Annotated in this window: 17 protein-coding genes; 3 read left to right on the plus strand and 14 right to left on the minus strand. The window is 42.1% G+C overall.

Annotated elements, in window-relative coordinates; translation table 11 throughout:
- Positions 1-53: 53 nt before the first annotated feature.
- The 8 genes from AC6I1H_RS06200 to AC6I1H_RS06235 form a co-directional block, all read right to left on the minus strand.
- The gene (locus AC6I1H_RS06200) at positions 54-416 is read right to left on the minus strand and encodes a Na-translocating system protein MpsC family protein (protein WP_497740091.1); all 363 of its coding nucleotides are present in this window, start codon (positions 414-416) and stop codon (positions 54-56) included.
- A gap of 147 nt (positions 417-563) precedes the next feature.
- A complete protein-coding gene (locus tag AC6I1H_RS06205; RefSeq protein WP_497740092.1) occupies positions 564-1,604 on the minus strand; it encodes an SIS domain-containing protein in 1,041 nt (346 codons plus the stop codon).
- A gap of 13 nt (positions 1,605-1,617) precedes the next feature.
- On the minus strand, positions 1,618-2,715 hold the full coding sequence (locus AC6I1H_RS06210) for a PfkB family carbohydrate kinase (protein ID WP_497740093.1): 1,098 nt from the start codon (positions 2,713-2,715) through the stop codon (positions 1,618-1,620).
- Positions 2,716-2,798: 83 nt separating this feature from the next.
- Positions 2,799-3,968 carry an ROK family protein gene (locus tag AC6I1H_RS06215; protein WP_497740094.1) on the minus strand — a complete coding sequence of 390 codons (1,170 nt, stop codon included), beginning with the start codon at positions 3,966-3,968 and terminating at the stop codon, positions 2,799-2,801.
- A 34-nt stretch (positions 3,969-4,002) separates the two neighbouring features.
- The gene (locus AC6I1H_RS06220) at positions 4,003-4,860 is read right to left on the minus strand and encodes a carbohydrate ABC transporter permease (protein ID WP_497740095.1); all 858 of its coding nucleotides are present in this window, start codon (positions 4,858-4,860) and stop codon (positions 4,003-4,005) included.
- Positions 4,861-4,882: 22 nt separating this feature from the next.
- Entirely contained in the window at positions 4,883-5,761 is an 879-nt protein-coding gene (locus AC6I1H_RS06225) for a carbohydrate ABC transporter permease (RefSeq protein ID WP_497740096.1), read from the minus strand.
- A 63-nt stretch (positions 5,762-5,824) separates the two neighbouring features.
- Positions 5,825-7,141, minus strand: a complete 1,317-nt coding sequence (locus AC6I1H_RS06230; protein ID WP_497740097.1) for an ABC transporter substrate-binding protein — start codon at positions 7,139-7,141, stop codon at positions 5,825-5,827.
- Positions 7,142-7,356: 215 nt separating this feature from the next.
- Positions 7,357-8,790: an RtcB family protein gene (locus AC6I1H_RS06235; protein WP_497740098.1), complete on the minus strand. Its 1,434-nt coding sequence runs from the start codon at positions 8,788-8,790 to the stop codon at positions 7,357-7,359.
- A gap of 593 nt (positions 8,791-9,383) precedes the next feature.
- Here AC6I1H_RS06235 and AC6I1H_RS06240 point away from each other — a divergent pair.
- The 3 genes from AC6I1H_RS06240 to AC6I1H_RS06250 are packed head-to-tail and all read left to right on the plus strand — an operon-like array spanning position 9,384 to position 11,432.
- Entirely contained in the window at positions 9,384-9,758 is a 375-nt protein-coding gene (locus AC6I1H_RS06240) for a helix-turn-helix domain-containing protein (RefSeq protein ID WP_497740099.1), read from the plus strand.
- A gap of 13 nt (positions 9,759-9,771) precedes the next feature.
- Positions 9,772-10,566, plus strand: a complete 795-nt coding sequence (locus tag AC6I1H_RS06245) for an ImmA/IrrE family metallo-endopeptidase (RefSeq protein WP_497740100.1) — start codon at positions 9,772-9,774, stop codon at positions 10,564-10,566.
- Positions 10,563-11,432 (plus strand): hypothetical protein, encoded by an 870-nt coding sequence (locus tag AC6I1H_RS06250; protein WP_497740101.1) that lies wholly within the window; start codon positions 10,563-10,565, stop codon positions 11,430-11,432. Before AC6I1H_RS06245 ends, AC6I1H_RS06250 begins: the two co-directional genes overlap by 4 nt.
- 89 nt (positions 11,433-11,521) lie before the next feature.
- Here the strand turns inward: AC6I1H_RS06250 and AC6I1H_RS06255 are convergent, their stop codons facing one another.
- From AC6I1H_RS06255 to AC6I1H_RS06280, 6 genes are all read right to left on the minus strand, one after another.
- Complete coding sequence (locus AC6I1H_RS06255; RefSeq protein WP_497740102.1) at positions 11,522-12,187, minus strand: AroM family protein; 666 nt, start codon at positions 12,185-12,187, stop codon at positions 11,522-11,524.
- Between the two features lie 26 nt (positions 12,188-12,213).
- Positions 12,214-13,161: an aminopeptidase gene (locus AC6I1H_RS06260; RefSeq protein WP_497740103.1), complete on the minus strand. Its 948-nt coding sequence runs from the start codon at positions 13,159-13,161 to the stop codon at positions 12,214-12,216.
- Position 13,162: 1 nt separating this feature from the next.
- The gene (locus tag AC6I1H_RS06265) at positions 13,163-14,098 is read right to left on the minus strand and encodes a DUF1177 domain-containing protein (protein ID WP_122014126.1); all 936 of its coding nucleotides are present in this window, start codon (positions 14,096-14,098) and stop codon (positions 13,163-13,165) included.
- 22 nt (positions 14,099-14,120) lie between these two features.
- Positions 14,121-15,197 carry an S-methyl thiohydantoin desulfurase family protein gene (locus tag AC6I1H_RS06270; protein WP_497740104.1) on the minus strand — a complete coding sequence of 359 codons (1,077 nt, stop codon included), beginning with the start codon at positions 15,195-15,197 and terminating at the stop codon, positions 14,121-14,123.
- Positions 15,198-15,214: 17 nt separating this feature from the next.
- Positions 15,215-15,862 carry an aspartate/glutamate racemase family protein gene (locus AC6I1H_RS06275; RefSeq protein WP_497740105.1) on the minus strand — a complete coding sequence of 216 codons (648 nt, stop codon included), beginning with the start codon at positions 15,860-15,862 and terminating at the stop codon, positions 15,215-15,217.
- 105 nt (positions 15,863-15,967) lie between these two features.
- Positions 15,968-17,635 carry an OPT/YSL family transporter gene (locus AC6I1H_RS06280; protein WP_497740106.1) on the minus strand — a complete coding sequence of 556 codons (1,668 nt, stop codon included), beginning with the start codon at positions 17,633-17,635 and terminating at the stop codon, positions 15,968-15,970.
- Positions 17,636-17,709 lie beyond the last annotated feature (74 nt).

Here is a 17,709-nt window from a genome sequence, read left to right on the forward strand (position 1 = left end):
ATTGGCTTACACTGCGACTGGTATTTGACAACCCTTCGCTCGGTCTTCCAAACTTATTTATTAAATTTTTCCTCCAAGTTTTCGCCTACGGTTATTACAATTATCTTTTCACCAGTTTTTGTGCTTACATCTGAATGAGTGCTGATTATATTCACATCAATTACTTCTTTAATCAACGTTTCAAAATACCCTCTTGCGTTTTCAAACAGTGTAGTTCGCAGTTTCTTAATCAATTCTACGCCTTGAATACTCTCGGCCAGTTTCTGTTCCGACTTGCTCAAGAATCCGAAAAGCCTGACGATTATCAAATCCTGAATAATAATCGTCCTGATCTGTTTTGGACCCCTTCCCATAAACTCCACTTCAAATTTACTTACTGCTTCGCTTATCTTTGCCTCAATCTGCCCCTTTGTCATTTGCGCGATACCTCATGCTTTATGCATGGAAATTTTCACTGTTTATTAAATACTAATTTTTAATTGTTCAATATAATAACATGTTTTTTTAAAAAAAGCAATTATGTTTTTCACGGCTGAATGGAATCATGCATTGCACCGAGCAATTCATTCTTCTCTCGTCACCTTTTCTCCCCACCGAAACTCTCCTACCTTCAAACCCCTTTTTTCAGCGATAATGTTATCCAGATATTGGATTGGGACTATGTAATAGATCGGCGTCAACTGCTCATCGCAAAAGTCCATTTTTATGCATATAATATTATTTTTATCGAGACTCTCTTCTACATCCGTGAGGAGGATTGCCTTGCCGCCAAACTTTGAAATATCTTTTGCGAGTTTTAAGTTCAAATCGCAGGTCAATCCCGAAGGCGCCACAATAATGCCTCTGAAGGTTTCATCCACGATTTCCATGGGACCGTGCCTGAATTCCGCCGCATCCATGCCGTATGCCGGAAACTTTGAAAGTTCCTGAATAAACAGGGCTCCCGCGTAAGCCGTCCCGATATTGTAGCCCCTGGCAAGAAGCGTAATATAGCTAGCGCCATTCAAAAACTCCAGCAATCTGTCTTTGTTTTCTTCACATATTTTAATAGCATTATCGATGCTTTCGACCGCGCGTATAAAATAATCTCTGGTTTCATCATTTAACTTTCCAAGAATTGAGTACGATAACAGCAAGCACAAAATCGTGCTGGAAATATATGTGCGGGTTGAAACAGACTTTTCGGGCTTTACGTTCAGATTCAAAAGAATGTCTGCTCTTTTTGCCAGGGGGCTTGTTTCATTGTTTGTTATGCCGATGACCTTCACGTCTTTTTCAATCCTGTTGATTAATCTTACAATCTCGGCGCTTTCACCCGACTGCGATATGGCGACCACCAGGGTATTTTTCCTTATCATATTATACTCATAGTGCAGCAGTTCGCCGGCCGATATGACACGGCTTTTTACTCCGTTGTTGTTCAAATATGCCGAAGCGCTGCATGCGCAATAATGCGAACTTCCCATACCGGTGAAAATCACATTATCAAAAATCAAATTTTGAATCCGAGTGAGCTTTGCAATATTTTCTTCATTGAAGTAATAATTTACTGCCTCTGCAATATCTTTAGACTGGTTTAATACATCTCTCAAATATTCGTTCATTTTCATTCACCTTTCATTTGTTTTTAATATACTCAATCAATTGCTTAAGGGACGGACTGCTGCCATTTTTGATGTAGAAGGAAGCGCACGCCCGGCCGATATACACACATTTCTCCGGCGGAAGGTCCATGATCAAACCGGCGCAAAAACCGGCATTAAAATTATCTCCTCCTCCTGTCGAAATCACAGGATTTTCCACATTGAAATCATCAACTTTTATAATGTTTTTATCATCGAACAACAATGCGTATTTGTTCGGATGAATCACCAGCAAATCAGGTTTTAAGACATCGAATATATTTTCGGCAATTTTAACCATGTCTCCGGTATCCTCAAAAAAGCATCGATTTATTATCCTTGCTTCATTTTCATTGAATGAAAATACAGTTTTAAAATATTTTTTGAAACCGGCCATCAGATTTAAGCTTTCAACAATATCATCCGTACTTCTTCGGGACGGATCGGCGATGTCAAAAAAAACATATTTTGACAAACGGCCGCCGTCTGATACAATACCGCTAAGCTCGGATATTATGCCTTTCAGTATATCGTTCAATCCGTATAAAGAACTCCAGTTGGTTACTGCCAGAATAAAACTATCCGAGATTAATTTTTTTAATAAGTCTTCTCCTAGAATATTTTTTATACGGTCCCAGGTAACCTCATTAAGGTTCTCATTTTTCCCAAACATTATTTTGCCGTCCTGAAACTCAAATGCAGTCGAATATCCCGGATTTGCCATTGAATATATCTTTATGCCGCTGTCAAGTTGTTTGAAACAATCTTCCACTTCGGGATATCCAAAGGCTCCGACGGCAAAGGTTCTGACACCCAAAGTGCTCAGCGCATTGGCCATAATCGGCGCATTGCCGCCGATTTTGACAGCCTGGGATATTATTTCTATATCACAGGCGCTTTTTGCGGAAGCTAAAATTTTTTGGGCAAATTCTTCAATCGTCTTGAAAAAAATTGTTTCATTGTTTTCCTTGAGCTTCACCGGCCTTACAATTTCGTCGACATATCCGTCAAATCCCACCGTAATCTTTCTCTGGCCAAGCTTATTTTTATTTTGTTCAATTGATTCGATTATTTCAACTTCTGTATACGGCATATACTCCTCCCTTTAATGTTAGGGGACGCACCTCCTTTTCTAGGGCAGTCAGCTGGGGGAGGGACGAACGTCCCCAATATAAGTTAGTCAATATCCCAGTTTTCAAAAACAAGCTGATTGCACCCTATAAAAATTAAATTGTTTTTGTCAATGGTTCTGGCAATCTCTATATTTCTATAATGGTTCAGCAATGTTCTCTTTTTCATTTCGGAACTGGCGTAAGGATATATATAATCATATATATCATCAACAATGCCCCCGATATAGACAATAGAAGGGTCGAATATGTTTGCCAGGATAGATATAACCTTTCCGAGCAGCATACCCTCATGCTCCACTACTTCCAGCGCTCTTTTATTTCCGGCTTTTACTTCGCATACAAAACGCACCCAATCCTCCTGCGTAAATTCTTCCCTTTCTCCATAAAAATACCTTAAAAAACCCTTGAAGCTCAGCTCCTGCTCAATGCAACCTTCATTGCCGCAGCCGCATTTAAATTTTCTGTCTCCCAGAGGCATGTGGCCTATTTCCGCACCCATCCCCCTGCTTCCGGTCAATAATCTGTCGTTTGAAATTATTCCAACGCCAAGACCTTCGCCTACAAAAATATAAATCAAGTCGGAATTGATTTCCCCGCCGCCATGATTAATCTGCTGGGCGGCTTTAGCCAGCAAGTTGGATTCATTCTCGATATGGCAATCGTATCCGAAAATTCTACCGGCTTCTTCTTTGAGCTTCACTTCCTCAAAAAGAGGGATGGTCGAGTTTAAAACTCTACCGCTCTTTTTGTCATATATGCCAGGAATTGCAATGCCTATACCTGGAATTATAGAGACGGGATATTTATGCTTTACTTCTTCCACCACATTCCGGACCATGTTAAGAATAGCATTTATATCGCTTTTTTTATCATATAAAACCTTTCTGGTAAAAATGATGTCATTTTTTAGATTAATTGCTCCCACAGACACATGACCGCTTACCGTCAAATCTATCCCGATGGAAAGCCAGGAATCGTCTTTTATCCTGAAAGCAGTGGGGACTCTTCCCCCTTCCGACTCAAGCATCTTATCCGTTTCAATGATATTTCTTTCCAGCAAATAATTGCAAATATTTGAAGCGGTGGCAAAACTCAGATTCAGACTCTCGGCTATTCCTTTTTTCGTCTCAAAAGGCTGCTGCCTGAAACGATTTATTACAAGTTTTGTATTGGCTTTTCTCAATTCAAGAGTATTTTTTATGCTAAATGTCATATCACTTTCTCCTTACCGATTCGTCGATAAGCCGTCATCCTTTTACAGCTCCCGAGGTTAGGCCGCTGACAATATATTTTTGCAGCGCCAGCGCAACGAGCAGCGGAGGCAGAGCCGAAAGCAGCCCGCCCGTCATCATGAGCCCGTAATCGATCATGTGCCTTGTAGTAAATTCCGAAATAGCCACGGTCAATGTTTTGGCCTGATATGTAGATGTCATAATCAGCGCAAACAGGAACTCGTCCCATGCCGTAAGCAGCGTAAAAATTGCCGTTGTAATCAATCCCGGCAGGGAAAGAGGCATAATTATTTTGAAGAAAATGCCCAATCTGCTCAAACCGTCTATGGAGGCCGCATCTTCCAATTCAACCGGTATTGCTTCAAAATAGCTTTCCATCATCCAGATGACAAAAGGAAGGGTAAAAGAAGTATATACCAGTATCAATCCCAGGAGCGTATTGTTTAAACCCAATTTTTTCATTATTATATATAGCGGGACTACCATAACTATTTCCGGCAGCATCCTTAATGCAATGATGGCAATAAAAAGCTGGTTTGAAAGTAAAAAACTCATTCTGCCAAAAGCATAAGCCGCAAGGCTGCCTACGGTTATGCAAATCAGAGTAGTGGCTCCGGCGACTATGATACTGTTTTTAACGGCCATCCCGAAAGGCGGCACTTCTCCACCGCTTATATTAAGCCCCCCCTGAAATATCTTTGTGATATTTCCAAGATAGATTTTCTCTGGAAACCAGTGTATAGGAACCGACAGAAGTTCGGCCTTTGATGAAAATGCTGATACTACAAGCCAGTAAAATGGGGCGAGGATTATCAATGCAAACAGGATCGCAAAAAAGTATAAAAAAAACTCATCCAGCGGTTTTCTTTTCATAAGCCACCGTCCTTTTGACACTTCAGGATTTTTTATACAGAATCTTTATATAGAACAGTGCAAATATGAGTATCACCAGAGATACAATATAGGATAAGGCCGCTCCATAGCCGTATTTTGAATATTGAAAGGAATTAATGTAAGTGTAATATGATATGACCTGAGTACCGTTGGCCGGCCCGCCCTTTGTCATGATGTATATGATATCAAACACTTTAAAGGCTTCCATCGTTCGAATGACGACGGCCACCAGAATTGCAGGCCTCAAAAGCGGCAAAGTAATGTAAAAGATGTTCTTCAACCTGCTTGCTCCATCGATTATAGCCGCTTCGTAATAGTCTTTTGGAATATTCTGCATAGCGGCAAGAAGAACCATTGCAATAAAGGAAGTGTTTTTCCATACATCGGCCACAATGACGGCGTTCATGGCGCTAAAAGCGGTGCCGAGCCAGTTTTTATACTGGGATATTATGCCAAGACTTTTCAAAAGAGCATTCAATGCTCCGTAATTAGGGTCATATATCCAGGTCCACAAAACCCCGTTGACAACGGTAGGCAGCGCCCACGGCAATATCAGAAGCGTTCTGGCAAGGCTTCGGCCTTTAAACTCCTGGTTTAACAGCAACGCCACAAGGAATCCGAGAACAAGTTCCAACCCCACAGATATCACGGTAAAATAAGTGGTCCTGCCTATGGAGTACCAGAAGTAGTCGCTTTTGAAAATATCCATATAGTTCTTTAAACCGATGAAGGGCGGATGTTTGGTAAAAATATTAAAATCAAAAAAACTGATATACACGGAATATAAAAGCGGAAAAATTATAATTCCGATTATGAACAGCATGGCAGGCAATATGAAAAAATATGCCGTTTTATTTTCCCGATAGGTTTTTGTACTCAACGTAATACCCCGCTTTACAAGCTTTTTAAGGGCCGGACTTTATTAAAATCCGGCCCCTGTTTTTTAATATTTTCCGCCGTAATTATTCATTATCTCATCGATTTTTTTCTGAGCGTCATCAAGTGCCTGCTGCGGTATTTTTGATTTGTTCAAGGCGTTCTGTATCTCGACCTGAAGAGCATTGGAAAACTCGTTGTACCAGACTATTGACGGCCTGTTGTAAGCCGTATCCAATTGAGCCGACATTTCCTTCAATGCGGGATGCTGCTCCTGAAGCTCTTTATCGTCATACAGGGATTTCCATATGGGCAGTGCTCCTGCGGTTATTGCCTGTTTCTTTTGTATGTCCTTGTCGGCAAGAAACTCTATGAATTTCCATGCTTCGTCCGCATGTTTGGATGTGGACGTTATGGCAAGACCCATGGAGCCGGCGCATGTGGCGCTTTTTACTTCGGGAGTCCCGGCGGGTGCAAGACCCACTTTTATTTTGTTCACAACTTTTGATTGATTGCTGTCATTAAACACACTCCAGGCAAAAGACCAGTTCATACCGAACGGTACCCTGCCCTGGCTGAATACGTTCAACATTTGCCTGTCGTCGTAAGTTATAGAGGCAGGGTCCACAACCTTGTTGGCGATGGAATCCACCATGAATTGCAGCGCCTTGACATTTTGCGGCGTATTGACTGCAGGTTTGCCGGAACTGTCTACCAGATCTCCACCAAAGCTGTGCGCCAACGCCGTATAATAGCAGATCAATCCTTCCGCCTGGGCCCATCCCCATACCATGCCGTAATCGATCAGCCCTTTTTGCTTCATCAATTTCGTCTGCTGTATCAACTCATCCCAGGTTTTCGGAGGTTCATTTATACCGGCCTGCTTCAACAGATCTTCATTATAGTAAAAGAACAGCACATCATTGAACATGGGAAGACCGTAATAATTATCTTTATATTTGAGAATATCCAGCGCTGCAGGCACTATGTCATCTTTCATTTCCTGGGTTATCCTGTCATTCACCTGGATAATATAGCCTTTGGTCACATACTCCGGAGTCCAGATACAATCCACATCTATCACGTCGTATGTATCTCCACCGGACTCCAGCGCCGTAACTTCCTTTTGATGCAGCGAATCATAGCCTACCGACATAAAATTCACTTTGATGTTGGGATATTTTGCTTCAAATTCCGGAATAACACTTTTCCTGAACCCCGCAAAATCATCGCTGGAAAGAACATTGATGGTGACGGGCTGCGACTCATTTTTCGCATCCGAGCCGCCCTGATTTTTGGCGGAATTTCCACCGCAGCCGGATAACACTACACTTACAGTCAGCAAGATAACAACAAACACAACTAGCCCCTTAGAAATTTTCATTTTTGTCCTCCTCTCCCACTTTTTATAAGTCTTATAATAAGTATTATACTTTATAATTTATACTAATTCAACATTTTTAAAAATATAACTATTTATGTATTCCGCCATAATTTCAGAATATCTTCGAAAATATTCGTCTCTTTGTATTTTTCATATTTACTTACATTATATTATAAATAAGTGATAAGACTTTATCTAAAAACATATTATTTAAACTATGCTTCTTCTCCCTCTCCCTTTAAAACAGCCATGGGTTTAAGCTTTGCCACGGGTTTTGTGAGACCGGCTTCCACCAGAGTAAAAACCACTTCATCTATGTCTTTATAAGCCATGGGTGCTTCGTCCAGTAGCGTGCTTATATTTTTCGATGTAATAACTACATTTTTCACCTGCTCCAGCAAGTCCTCCTTTGTGAATTCACTCCTGGCTTTCTTTCGAGACATAACCCTTCCCGCCCCGTGGTTGACGGAACAGAATGTTTTTTTAATTTCAGGAGTTCCGATTACCACATAAGACGCCGTTCCCATGCTCCCTGGAATTATAGCTGGGTGACCGGTCCTGTAAAAAATTGAAGGATTGGCGTCGTGGCCTGCCGGCAGGGCTCTGGTGGCTCCTTTTCGGTGCACCAGCAGCCATTTGCTGCCGTATTTTTCTTTTTTGGCTATATTATGCGCCACGTCGTACAGTATGTTAAGGCCGATGTCCGTTTCGCTCTTTTTCAAGACCTCCACAAAAGCCTCCCGGACGAAATGGGTGATGAGCTGTCTGTTGGAAAAGGCATAGTTGGCCGCACAGGCCATGGCTTTTAAGTAATCCTGGCCGTCCTCCGAAAAAATCGGCGCGCATGCAAGCCCCTTTACAGGTGCCCTGACACCATTTTTTTCAGCGGCCTCCCACATGATGTGGGAAAATTCCGTGCAAATCTGGTGCCCGAAGCCGCGGCTGCCTGTGTGTATTAAAACATAAAGAAACCCTTTATGCAAGCCGAATTCGGAAGCTGTCTCCTCGTCAAACACCAGGCTCACCCTGCCGATCTCGATAAAATGGTTGCCGCCTCCTATGGTCCCTAGCTGGTCAGACCTGTTTTGCGCGGTGGTTGGGACGCAGGAAGCGTCGGCTCCCTTTATGCATCCTCCGTCCTCTATCCTTTCCAAATCCTCCTTCCACCCATATCCCATCTTTATGAAAAAGCCGGCTCCTTCCGAGGCAATCGCTTCTAAAGGCGGTTTCCTCAGATGTTTTACCGCGCTGGATTTTCCCACACCGGAAGGCACCCTTCGTAAAATGGCATCAAGAATTTTTGTCAGCTTATTTTTATCCATTTCATCGGTTAAAATCTTTGTGGTAAGGAGCCTTACCCCGCAGTTTATATCCATTCCCACAGCCCCCGCAGACACCACACCATTTTCGTAATCGGTAGCCATTACACCGCCTATTGGCAGGCCGTATCCCGTATGGATGTCCGGCATCCCGACGACAGGGCTTACGACTCCTGGCAAAAGTGAGGCATTATAAAGCTGGTGAATGGATTCTTCCTCTCCAAAATCTTCAAAAAGTGAACGGTTTAGATAAATATGTATCTCCACCCGGCTGTCTTTATTTGTAAGCATATAGCAATTTCTGGAAATCTGTTTGAGCTCCTCTTTCATATTTATCCTCCGCCAGCGGTTATTTTTGTTCTTCAAGATATTATTAAAGATTTTAGCATAAATTAGATGGATTTACCAGCCGCTCTTTATTTTGCCAGTAACTTTGCGGCTTTTATACTTTTTTATTCCTGTATATGGGAACTGAAATCCGCCTTAATCTTGTACCTGCCTGGGATGGCATCAAATTTTTCAATCTTCTTGACATGATACTGCTTAGCTTTTTTATCGTAATTTGACATAATAGAGATGTACATTAGTTCATTGAAGGAGTTGTTTTGAGTGCGCCAGGAAGTTAAAGGTTGAAGAAATGTCTAAAAATGTCCGGGTGAGACCCACACCATTTTGCCCTTGGCTGCCCTATTAGTCTTTCAGGGTCATGGCCCTTAGCAACATTCCTTCGTTCTGCCTTATGAGGGTAGGTGGGGCTGCAATGATACTTGTATACGGGGTCTATGCCCTTATGGAGTGTTACAGCATACCCCGCCCAGGACTTTTTAACTTTAGATTTTAAGCTACGGATTTGTAAAATTGTTTTTTACAAACCGTATCTTTTTTTACATTTTTGGTGTATAATAAAGTAGGAGGTGTAAAAAATGAGCATGGAATTATTATTTGAAAATAGAAAACTAATTGGCAAAAATATATTGAATATCATTAAAGACAACGGATATACAAAGTCTTCCTTCTCAAGGCTTACTAATATTTCAAGACCTACTTTGGATAAATTAATTAAAGGAGAAGTCGACAGCCTTGCTACATTCAAAACCCATATTCAAAAGATTTTGGAAAGCCAGGACATGAATGAAGAACAACTACTAAACTATGTTCCAAAATATAAGGCGAAAAAGGAACTTGTTTTTGCGCTGTCTGACAATGCTCCAAAGAATCATGCCATGAGTCCTAAGGCTCAAGAGATGTTTGTTATTTTAGAGGATATAGTTCATATGTGCGTACTGTATTACAATTAAGAAGGTGCAGATTATGTCGGAATTAATAGCGAGTAATAACCTTGAGCAGGTTATTGAAAAAAATAAACTGATTAAAGATGATATATTAAGATTAACAAATGATTTTACAGTCAGGTTTAATAAGTCGGGAGTAACGGGGCAGGATAAACTGTCTTTTTCGGTATTAAAAGAGAATCATTTAATCCAGATTCCAATCGATGATGAGTATTGGGGCGGGGCTATTATTACAAAGGGAAATATTAAAATACCAGTTATCAATACAGCCCAGCCCCGTGTCTATCAATATTTTGTTGCATGGCATGAAATATATCATTTGTTCTATGACCTCAATTTAAGGGAAGAAACACATAATATTGCCGTTAATATGGATTTGAATGAGAGAAGAGCAGACTATTTTGCTGCAAAAATGATTTTTGGCAATGTGTATGACTACTACTATTCATTAGATGATGAAGATTTTATCGACAGAGTCATAAAATGCATGGATGTATATAAGGCACCATACAAGGCAGTACTGATAGAACTATTTGAAGAAGCCGTTACAAAATATAATGATTTGAATTTAAAAGAAAAAATTCTTGAGCATTTTGATAATAAGCCTGAGGACTTAGTACAAAAATTTATAGATTTGGAATTGGATGCAGAGTTAGTAAAACCCTCATATGTTGTAAGTTTGGGGGGATTAGAGAAAAAGATACAAAACGCTATGAAAGAGAACCCAGATGTTTCCCACCATAAAGATAACTATCAATTTTTACTTACGCTAAAGAATAGAATCAAAAAAGGAGTGGAGGGACTTGCCAAATGAAAGGAGAAGGCATAAATGACTTAAAAAAATACCTTTCCACGGGCAAGTCTCTCAAAGTTTGCATCCTGGATAATAACTCTGTTGAATTTTTAACCGGGGTACGTGGGAGCGTCAGCCCTGAAAAGATATTTAGCCAGTATGATATTATTTTTATCCCTCAATGGGTATGGGTTGAGGTCTGTGATAGTGATAATAGAAAAAGTTACATAAATGATTTAAAACATTATTCAAAGGTCCAAATTATAGATGAAGTTGATTATTTAACATTGGTGGATTACAAAGAAGCAGAATTATACTATCTGTTCCTGTATTGCTGTTACAATGTGAGCAGGCTTGTTAGTTTTATCAAGAAAAACATCTTAAAAAATAGACCTGTAGAGGATTTAGACCCTTATGAGGAATGGCTTAGCGTGTTTTATGAAGAGGGACTAGACCAAAGAAAACTTTCAAACGGAAGAATTCAGAAGAAGAATGCAGGAGAGATATCTATTGCCGTTTTAAGTTACATCCTTTCCTATTATTACAGAGGAAGTATTGATATTATAACTATCTTCAGCAGTGACAGGGATACCTATGAATTTGTTTCTAAGGCTAAAGAAATACTTTATAAAGATGAGCGCTTTAAAGACAGAAGCAATACTTCCATAACTTTCAAATCGAATGACTTTTTGATTTATGAATGGACAAGGCTTGGGTATATAGATGAGCAAAATATTCATACCTTTGTGGACAGTTACAGGCAGACGAGAAGAATAAAATTCACGAGAAAAAAGCGGGATAATTCAATTGAGGAACAAGACAAATTGATAGATAATGCAGCATTTTTAGAGATGTTAAAGGACAGCACGATACATTTAATCTTTTGAATATACTGGACTATCGTAAAAAGGTTTTAGTAGATTTTAAACCTACCAAAACCTTTTTCTTATTGTTTTAAATATAATTTAAAGCTTAATTACAATAATTCGCTTACCACTTTGGCTGCAATGGAACGGGCCAGAATTACTGGTTTTTTAACATGCCGCAACACTACATCTTTCATCCGCAGTGTATATCCCATGCAGTCCATAACAACAATATCAACTCCTGAGTTTGCCAGTAACTTTGCAGCTTTTTCTACATTCCCTATCCCTTTGTAAGGCGATCCCGGTTCTACAATCACCTTTGCCGCCGCCGTAGACCACCGCTTTATTGCCGAAACTGCTTGACGTTCATCCGGTATGATTACTCCCAGCGTCAGGCCTTCGGCCACAGAACTTACCACGTGGTGCAATACTTTCTGAGGTCGGACGATAAGAAAAGCGGAATCAAAAGGGGGAAATTCCCCCGTACATGCCAGAAATATTGTATTTATTCCTTCCAGCTCCAATTTTTTTATTTGTTTTTTCAATCTGGGAAAGATTTCTCTTTCTGCCACTTTTACCTCAGTTCCATCGGCCATACGGGTAACCAGGACCTCGTCATCCTGCCCGGGATAAAGGGCTTCTACTTCTTTTAGTGTGAGTCCGTCAAGAGCCCCTCTTTCAATGATTTCTACATCTTCTCCCAGAACTGTTTTGATTTCCGGAACGAGATCTACCCTTGGAGCCTGGCCTATGGTTAAAAGACCTAACTTTTTCATTATTATTCACCCTTTAAGTTGTACCCTTATATAACCAGCCTGCCTTTATCCATTATTAACCGGTTATCTACATAAACCGTCGGTTCCAGAACTACGGCATCCATGTGCACACCCGCACTGACTTTACCGCCAAATGTATTGTTGCTTCCAAAGGCCACATGGATTGTACCCAAAATCTTTTCATCTTCCAATATATTTCCGGACAATATGGCATTTGGATTTGTCCCGATTCCAAACTCCGCTACATTTCTGGCGGTATTGGAACTCCCTAGCATTTCCAGCCATTCTTTTGCGCCGTCTCCCTGGGCGTCAAATAATAGCCCTTTTCTGATTTCAAGCAAAATGGGCGACTTCAACATTCCCAGGCCCACAATACTTCCATCAACTAAAATTTTTCCGTCAGCCGAAACTTCAACAGGTGCAATATAGGCTTCACCCGACGGCAGGTTCCCCGATTGACCTTTTTCAAGATACCTGCCGGTGCTTTCAATGCCTTTTCTTCCTTCAATGCTCATCTCCAGCCTATAACCGTCTTTCTCTATGACAACACTGCTTCCAAGAGTTAAAATTTCAGCAATTTCTTTGGTCAACTTTTCAACTTCACTGTAGTCCGCCGTAATGGCGCCTCTCAGAAACATCTCTTTTGTAATCCCCGGCATGGTGGCTATTCTTGCCCCCGCCGCAGCGGCTTCTTTTTTCGCTCTGGTATGGGTTAAGGAATGCTCTGTGATACACACAACCACATCGGCATTTTTCATGGCCTCTGCCGCCGCATCCGGTGGTTCTTCCCCGGATTTTGAAAGGGCTGGTATCTTAAAAAGCATGGAAATAAGGCCCAATTCTTTTGCCGCTTTATATAGATGCTCTGCTAGGTCTTCTTTATAATAATCGGTAAGCACCAGGAATTTTTCACCCGGCTTTGCTCCCAGGCAGCCTACCAGCAATCTTTTTGATATGTTTACAAGGTCGCTCATTTTATCTCTTTCCTTCCAGAGTCTTTAGGTGTTCCATGGAACCGTATAGTCTCGTAATGATCTCCCACTCTTTTTCATCGTAAAACTTGCATATCTTCCTGCCAAAATTTTTGGCAACTTCCAGGGCAAACCTTGCAGCAAGCTCTATATCTACTTCATGGGAAGCTCCCGTGGCACATCCGGGCACCGCCGTTTCGGCAGTTATGGCCACCCCTACTACCGGGCTTGTTGTAGCAGTGCAGGGCTGGACCAAACTGTTTATATGAAAAATCCCATTGCCATATGGAGTTATGTCCTGCATCGTTATTGGTAAAACTACCGGCAGTTTTCCTGTTACTATCTGCATGATATCGAGAAGCGAATCGCTTATTTTAAGTATATAACCGTCTTTAATAGTCGGAGTAATGGCAAATCCCCTCTGGTTGACAATCCTGTTGCCTTTTGTTGTATCAATGGAGAGAATGGCATCCATTCGGGGGTCTACTTCCATTTTATTCATCATCTGCATATCCACCGGCGAACCCATAAACGGCACGGGGTCGTGGGGCTCCGTGGGCGCATCGGGGCAAATGTGAGTGGCAATGATTACATCGCCATCGAGAAAATCTCCTTTTGAATTCATGTCGGCCAGTTTTAGCGCCACCGAAAGGGCCGCAGCGGCCCCGTCGCCGTCCGAAACATATCCTATCATTTCAGGCCGGGCACCTATTCCGCCAAGCCTGCCTATGATACCCAGCGTCGGTGCATCTCCACCGGAGAGCTTCCCTCGGGTACCTTTAACTACTATTTTTACAAAGTCGGTCTTGCCAACTTCACCCTTTACCTCTTCTACAAGAATGTCATCAAGACCTCTTTTTGATAAAAACTCCTTGACTTTTTGCCCATTTACCCTGGCATCATCTAAAATATCTATTATTTCCAGGACCTGTTTTAACATTAGTATCCCTCCATTTTTCGTCCTAAAAGACGTAATCTATTATTTTTTTGCCTACCGCTTTTTCACATGCATAAAAAAGCTCAGGATCGTGCAATCCTGCACCTAATTTTATTTTCTCCTTTTCCACCTTTAAGATGGCGATTTTCTGGCGCTCTCTTATTTCGGCCGAGGTTACCGGGATTCCGGTGTCTGCATCCAGCGTCATTATAAGGTCGGGGAAAGTGGCAAGACGTTCTCCCGATTTTTCCAGAGTCATGTATTCGTTCCAGAAGGTAATTTCATAATCTTTTTCCATGACAACCTTCCCCACATCGAAACCACCTGTTGATTCCAGATAAACTTTTTCAACGGTGCCGGCAACTATCAGCTCACCCTTCAGATAATCACACGCCGCATATATGACCGCTTTTGAGCCCTTTTCTCTGGCTTTTATCATTTCTCGGCCTAAACTAATTGCCTGTTTTACGGCCCCGACAGCGGCATTGTCCCTTGCATACCGGCACGAGACCGGATTTCTCGCCACCGATACCAGACCGCCGGCCTGGACAGCGGCAGCCCTTACAATAGCCGACGCTCTTTCCACTGAGCCCATTGCCACGACTTCCGTAAAAGTCGCCTTTTCTCTGCTGCCTCCCACAGCGGCCTGTATTGATTTATAATCTTTATTTTTATGTAAACCCATGGCACCCATTATGCCTGTAGGATGAGCCCGGCCGTTACATGGGGCGTCTACCACGGGGATGCCCAGCATTGCCGCCTGCAGCCATCCATTCACAGTGGCAAGGCCCCCTGCCTCATTCGTAATTATTCCTCCAACTTTTATATCGGACACCTTATTTACCAGTTCCACCGCCCGAAGGTAATGCACCGGTTCGGCATAAGCATCCCTGGCGGAAGGCGCCCCTACGGCAGCCACGTTAATCAATATGGAATTTTCATCTATGTCCTCAATGTCTATTAGCTCAGGAGATGATAGGTTAACGGCCAGCAGAGCCATTTTTCTTCCCTCATCCATAGAGCCTCCACCGCCGCCTCCCAGCACGCATCCTCCGAGGACGGCGGCATCAACAATTTCGGCGGTTAATTTCAATCTGCTCATCGTTGCTCTCCCTTCCCTTAAAATTGAAGGTAAGACATTATAACCCCCGCAGCCAGCACCGGATCTATTACATGTATTTTTATATTTTCCCTTATATCCTCATGTACATTTATAGTAGACATTCCCGTGCAGGCCAGTGCTATGGTGTCGCAGCCTTTTTCTTTTAACATGCCGGCCGCTTTCAACGCATTTGCCCTGCCTTCCTCCTTAAATAGGTCCAGAGTGGTATTTACACCCTCCGGTTTAATGCTGCAAACGAATTTTTCCTTTAAAATTTTTAACATAACTTCTGGAGCTTTTTCGGTTATGCCGAGCAAGCCTATCCTGCTTCCCAGGCTCTGCGCCAGGGCGGCGCAGGCGGAACCTGCCCCTATCACAGGAATGTTCAAAAGCCTACGGCATTCCTCCACTCCCGGGTCCGCAGCACAACTGATAAAAACCACATCGGCACCTTTGCTTTCAAAATCTTTTGCAAGGTTTATAATTTTGGGCACCGCAATTTTCTCCGTTTCGGCATCGTGAATTCCTTCCGGCTGGTTTGGAATGCACTTTGTTTCGATATCCAGATTTTTAAACCGGCTAGTGAGCAGGCTGGCATGTGCATTAAGGACTTTTTCATTTGTCGTAGTAACTACTCTTATGAGGCCAACTTTTATTTCTTTCATTTTCAACTACCTCCCCACATTGAAGGTTTAGATAAAAAATATTTTTGAGGAGAAAACCGATGATTATCATCGGCTTTCCCCATTAACAAAATTTATTTCTTCTAGTTATTTTTTCTTTGTAAATATCCCCATTGTACTGGTAAAGAAACTATAGAGAGTTGAACCCGCAATAAACCCGGCTGCTGCTATAAACATGGGAGTTTGAGCCTTTCTGCCATATGTTTTTTCAATCAATACTCTTATGATTATAGCAACTATCACTGCAAAACCGGCTTTTGGGTTTAATATCAGTAAACCTGTAGCAAATAATATCCCTATTTGCCGCTCGGCACCGCCGACATATTGAATTATTGCCCCAACGATGCCCCACAGGAGTAAATATTTCCATATCCATGGTTGAGCTCCCGCTTTTATCGTGGCGGCAAAAACTCTGTCTACCGGCGGGAATAAATCCTGGTTAAAATACCTCTGGTAACTTATGGCAACCATGAATATGGCCACTACAGCACCGAGAATTTCAGCAAAATACTGCTGGCTCCTTCCAAACAGTTCATAGTTTTTGTCTTTAGCTTTTCCTCTTAAAAGCCAACCGGTCTTCAAATCATATCCCATATCGGCAAAAGCGGGACCTGTACATGCGGTATATCCGACAAGAAGTCCCAAAGCCAGTGGCGGAAACCCCATCAACATACCCAATACAAGGAATATTAGCGCTGTGGCAAAACCGGGAAACCATCCTGCATGCATCGCAGAAATGCCAACCATCAGCTCGGAAACAAGGGCTGCTATCGCTGCAAAAATTATCCACCATACGAGCATCGGTACGCTCATATCCGAATATACCCCGCCAATAATAGCCAGTATCAGCCCGCCGGCAATATAGAGTATGAAACCGTTCCGCAATGCGTTCATTATATCCTGGGAACTTCTTGTCGGGGTATATGCTGATTCCGGTTTTCCCTCATCTTTTTTGGTTTGTTTTGTCAGCCTCTTTCCTTTTATTATTAGTGTGATCTGTACTAAAGCGACAATCCCGGCGCCTATCATAATGCCGTGAGGAATATAGAGCTTGTTAATATCGACCCCAAATAAAGCCGGTGAATAGGCTCTTATCAATAAACCCACGCCGAACATCAATAATGCCCAAATATTGCCTATCCAGGCTACACCCACCACATCCATAGGTATTTTCAGGGACTGGCCTACAGCTCCTACAATACCAGCTCCTACGAGTATTAAAGCTCTCTTTCCGCCTTCCGCCGCAGCCAGAATGGTTTCGCTGGTGGCTATTCCGGGAGGCCATGCTTCATTGGCGGGAAAAGCAGGCGTATCAAATAACCAGTACATCATCGTCATATCGAGAAGCATTCCTATAATGGCTCCTACAAACATAGGTATGACCATGTTCATCTTACCCATGAGCCAGATAGTCCCCATGGAAAGCAAAAGTGCATTGCCCGCCCCGAAAGTGGCGGCAGAAATGGATGTTTCCACCAGATTCTGACGGTGGATGTTTTTGAAACCCGAAAATTGTTTGCCAGGTATTAAACCAATAAGAACAGCTACAAGAGCCCCGATTATTGAGGTGTTTGCAGTAATTCCCAGTCTTACTATGAGCTCCAATCCTACTATTGCGCCCAGAACAGATGTAGCCAGAATCACTATAAGCGTTCCGGGTTCGAATGTCCTGGGGTGAGGTATCTTTAGATATTTTTCAATTATCGGGTCATTTTCTTCCACACTGACTACAGTTCTGTTTTCCGGTAAATCCATGCGTTGTGCCTCCTTTTCATAATGTTTCAGGTATTTTTATTGGTATTTGCTCAATGCATAAAACATCACCTCCA

This window comes from Biomaibacter sp. TOL (assembly GCF_059717795.1).

What these genes read in the sequence shown, in the direction of transcription:
- AC6I1H_RS06200 (WP_497740091.1), bottom strand. Translation starts at nt 416, where the DNA reads ATGACAAAGGGGCAGATTGAGGCAAAGATAAGCGAAGCAGTAAGTAAA.
- AC6I1H_RS06205 (WP_497740092.1), bottom strand. Translation starts at nt 1,604, where the DNA reads ATGAACGAATATTTGAGAGATGTATTAAACCAGTCTAAAGATATTGCA.
- AC6I1H_RS06210 (WP_497740093.1), bottom strand. Translation starts at nt 2,715, where the DNA reads ATGCCGTATACAGAAGTTGAAATAATCGAATCAATTGAACAAAATAAA.
- AC6I1H_RS06215 (WP_497740094.1), bottom strand. Translation starts at nt 3,968, where the DNA reads ATGACATTTAGCATAAAAAATACTCTTGAATTGAGAAAAGCCAATACA.
- AC6I1H_RS06220 (WP_497740095.1), bottom strand. Translation starts at nt 4,860, where the DNA reads ATGAAAAGAAAACCGCTGGATGAGTTTTTTTTATACTTTTTTGCGATC.
- AC6I1H_RS06230 (WP_497740097.1), bottom strand. Translation starts at nt 7,141, where the DNA reads ATGAAAATTTCTAAGGGGCTAGTTGTGTTTGTTGTTATCTTGCTGACT.
- AC6I1H_RS06235 (WP_497740098.1), bottom strand. Translation starts at nt 8,790, where the DNA reads ATGAAAGAGGAGCTCAAACAGATTTCCAGAAATTGCTATATGCTTACA.
- AC6I1H_RS06240 (WP_497740099.1), top strand. Translation starts at nt 9,384, where the DNA reads ATGAGCATGGAATTATTATTTGAAAATAGAAAACTAATTGGCAAAAAT.
- AC6I1H_RS06245 (WP_497740100.1), top strand. Translation starts at nt 9,772, where the DNA reads ATGTCGGAATTAATAGCGAGTAATAACCTTGAGCAGGTTATTGAAAAA.
- AC6I1H_RS06250 (WP_497740101.1), top strand. Translation starts at nt 10,563, where the DNA reads ATGAAAGGAGAAGGCATAAATGACTTAAAAAAATACCTTTCCACGGGC.
- AC6I1H_RS06255 (WP_497740102.1), bottom strand. Translation starts at nt 12,187, where the DNA reads ATGAAAAAGTTAGGTCTTTTAACCATAGGCCAGGCTCCAAGGGTAGAT.
- AC6I1H_RS06260 (WP_497740103.1), bottom strand. Translation starts at nt 13,161, where the DNA reads ATGAGCGACCTTGTAAACATATCAAAAAGATTGCTGGTAGGCTGCCTG.
- AC6I1H_RS06265 (WP_122014126.1), bottom strand. Translation starts at nt 14,098, where the DNA reads ATGTTAAAACAGGTCCTGGAAATAATAGATATTTTAGATGATGCCAGG.
- AC6I1H_RS06270 (WP_497740104.1), bottom strand. Translation starts at nt 15,197, where the DNA reads ATGAGCAGATTGAAATTAACCGCCGAAATTGTTGATGCCGCCGTCCTC.
- AC6I1H_RS06275 (WP_497740105.1), bottom strand. Translation starts at nt 15,862, where the DNA reads ATGAAAGAAATAAAAGTTGGCCTCATAAGAGTAGTTACTACGACAAAT.
- AC6I1H_RS06280 (WP_497740106.1), bottom strand. Translation starts at nt 17,635, where the DNA reads ATGGATTTACCGGAAAACAGAACTGTAGTCAGTGTGGAAGAAAATGAC.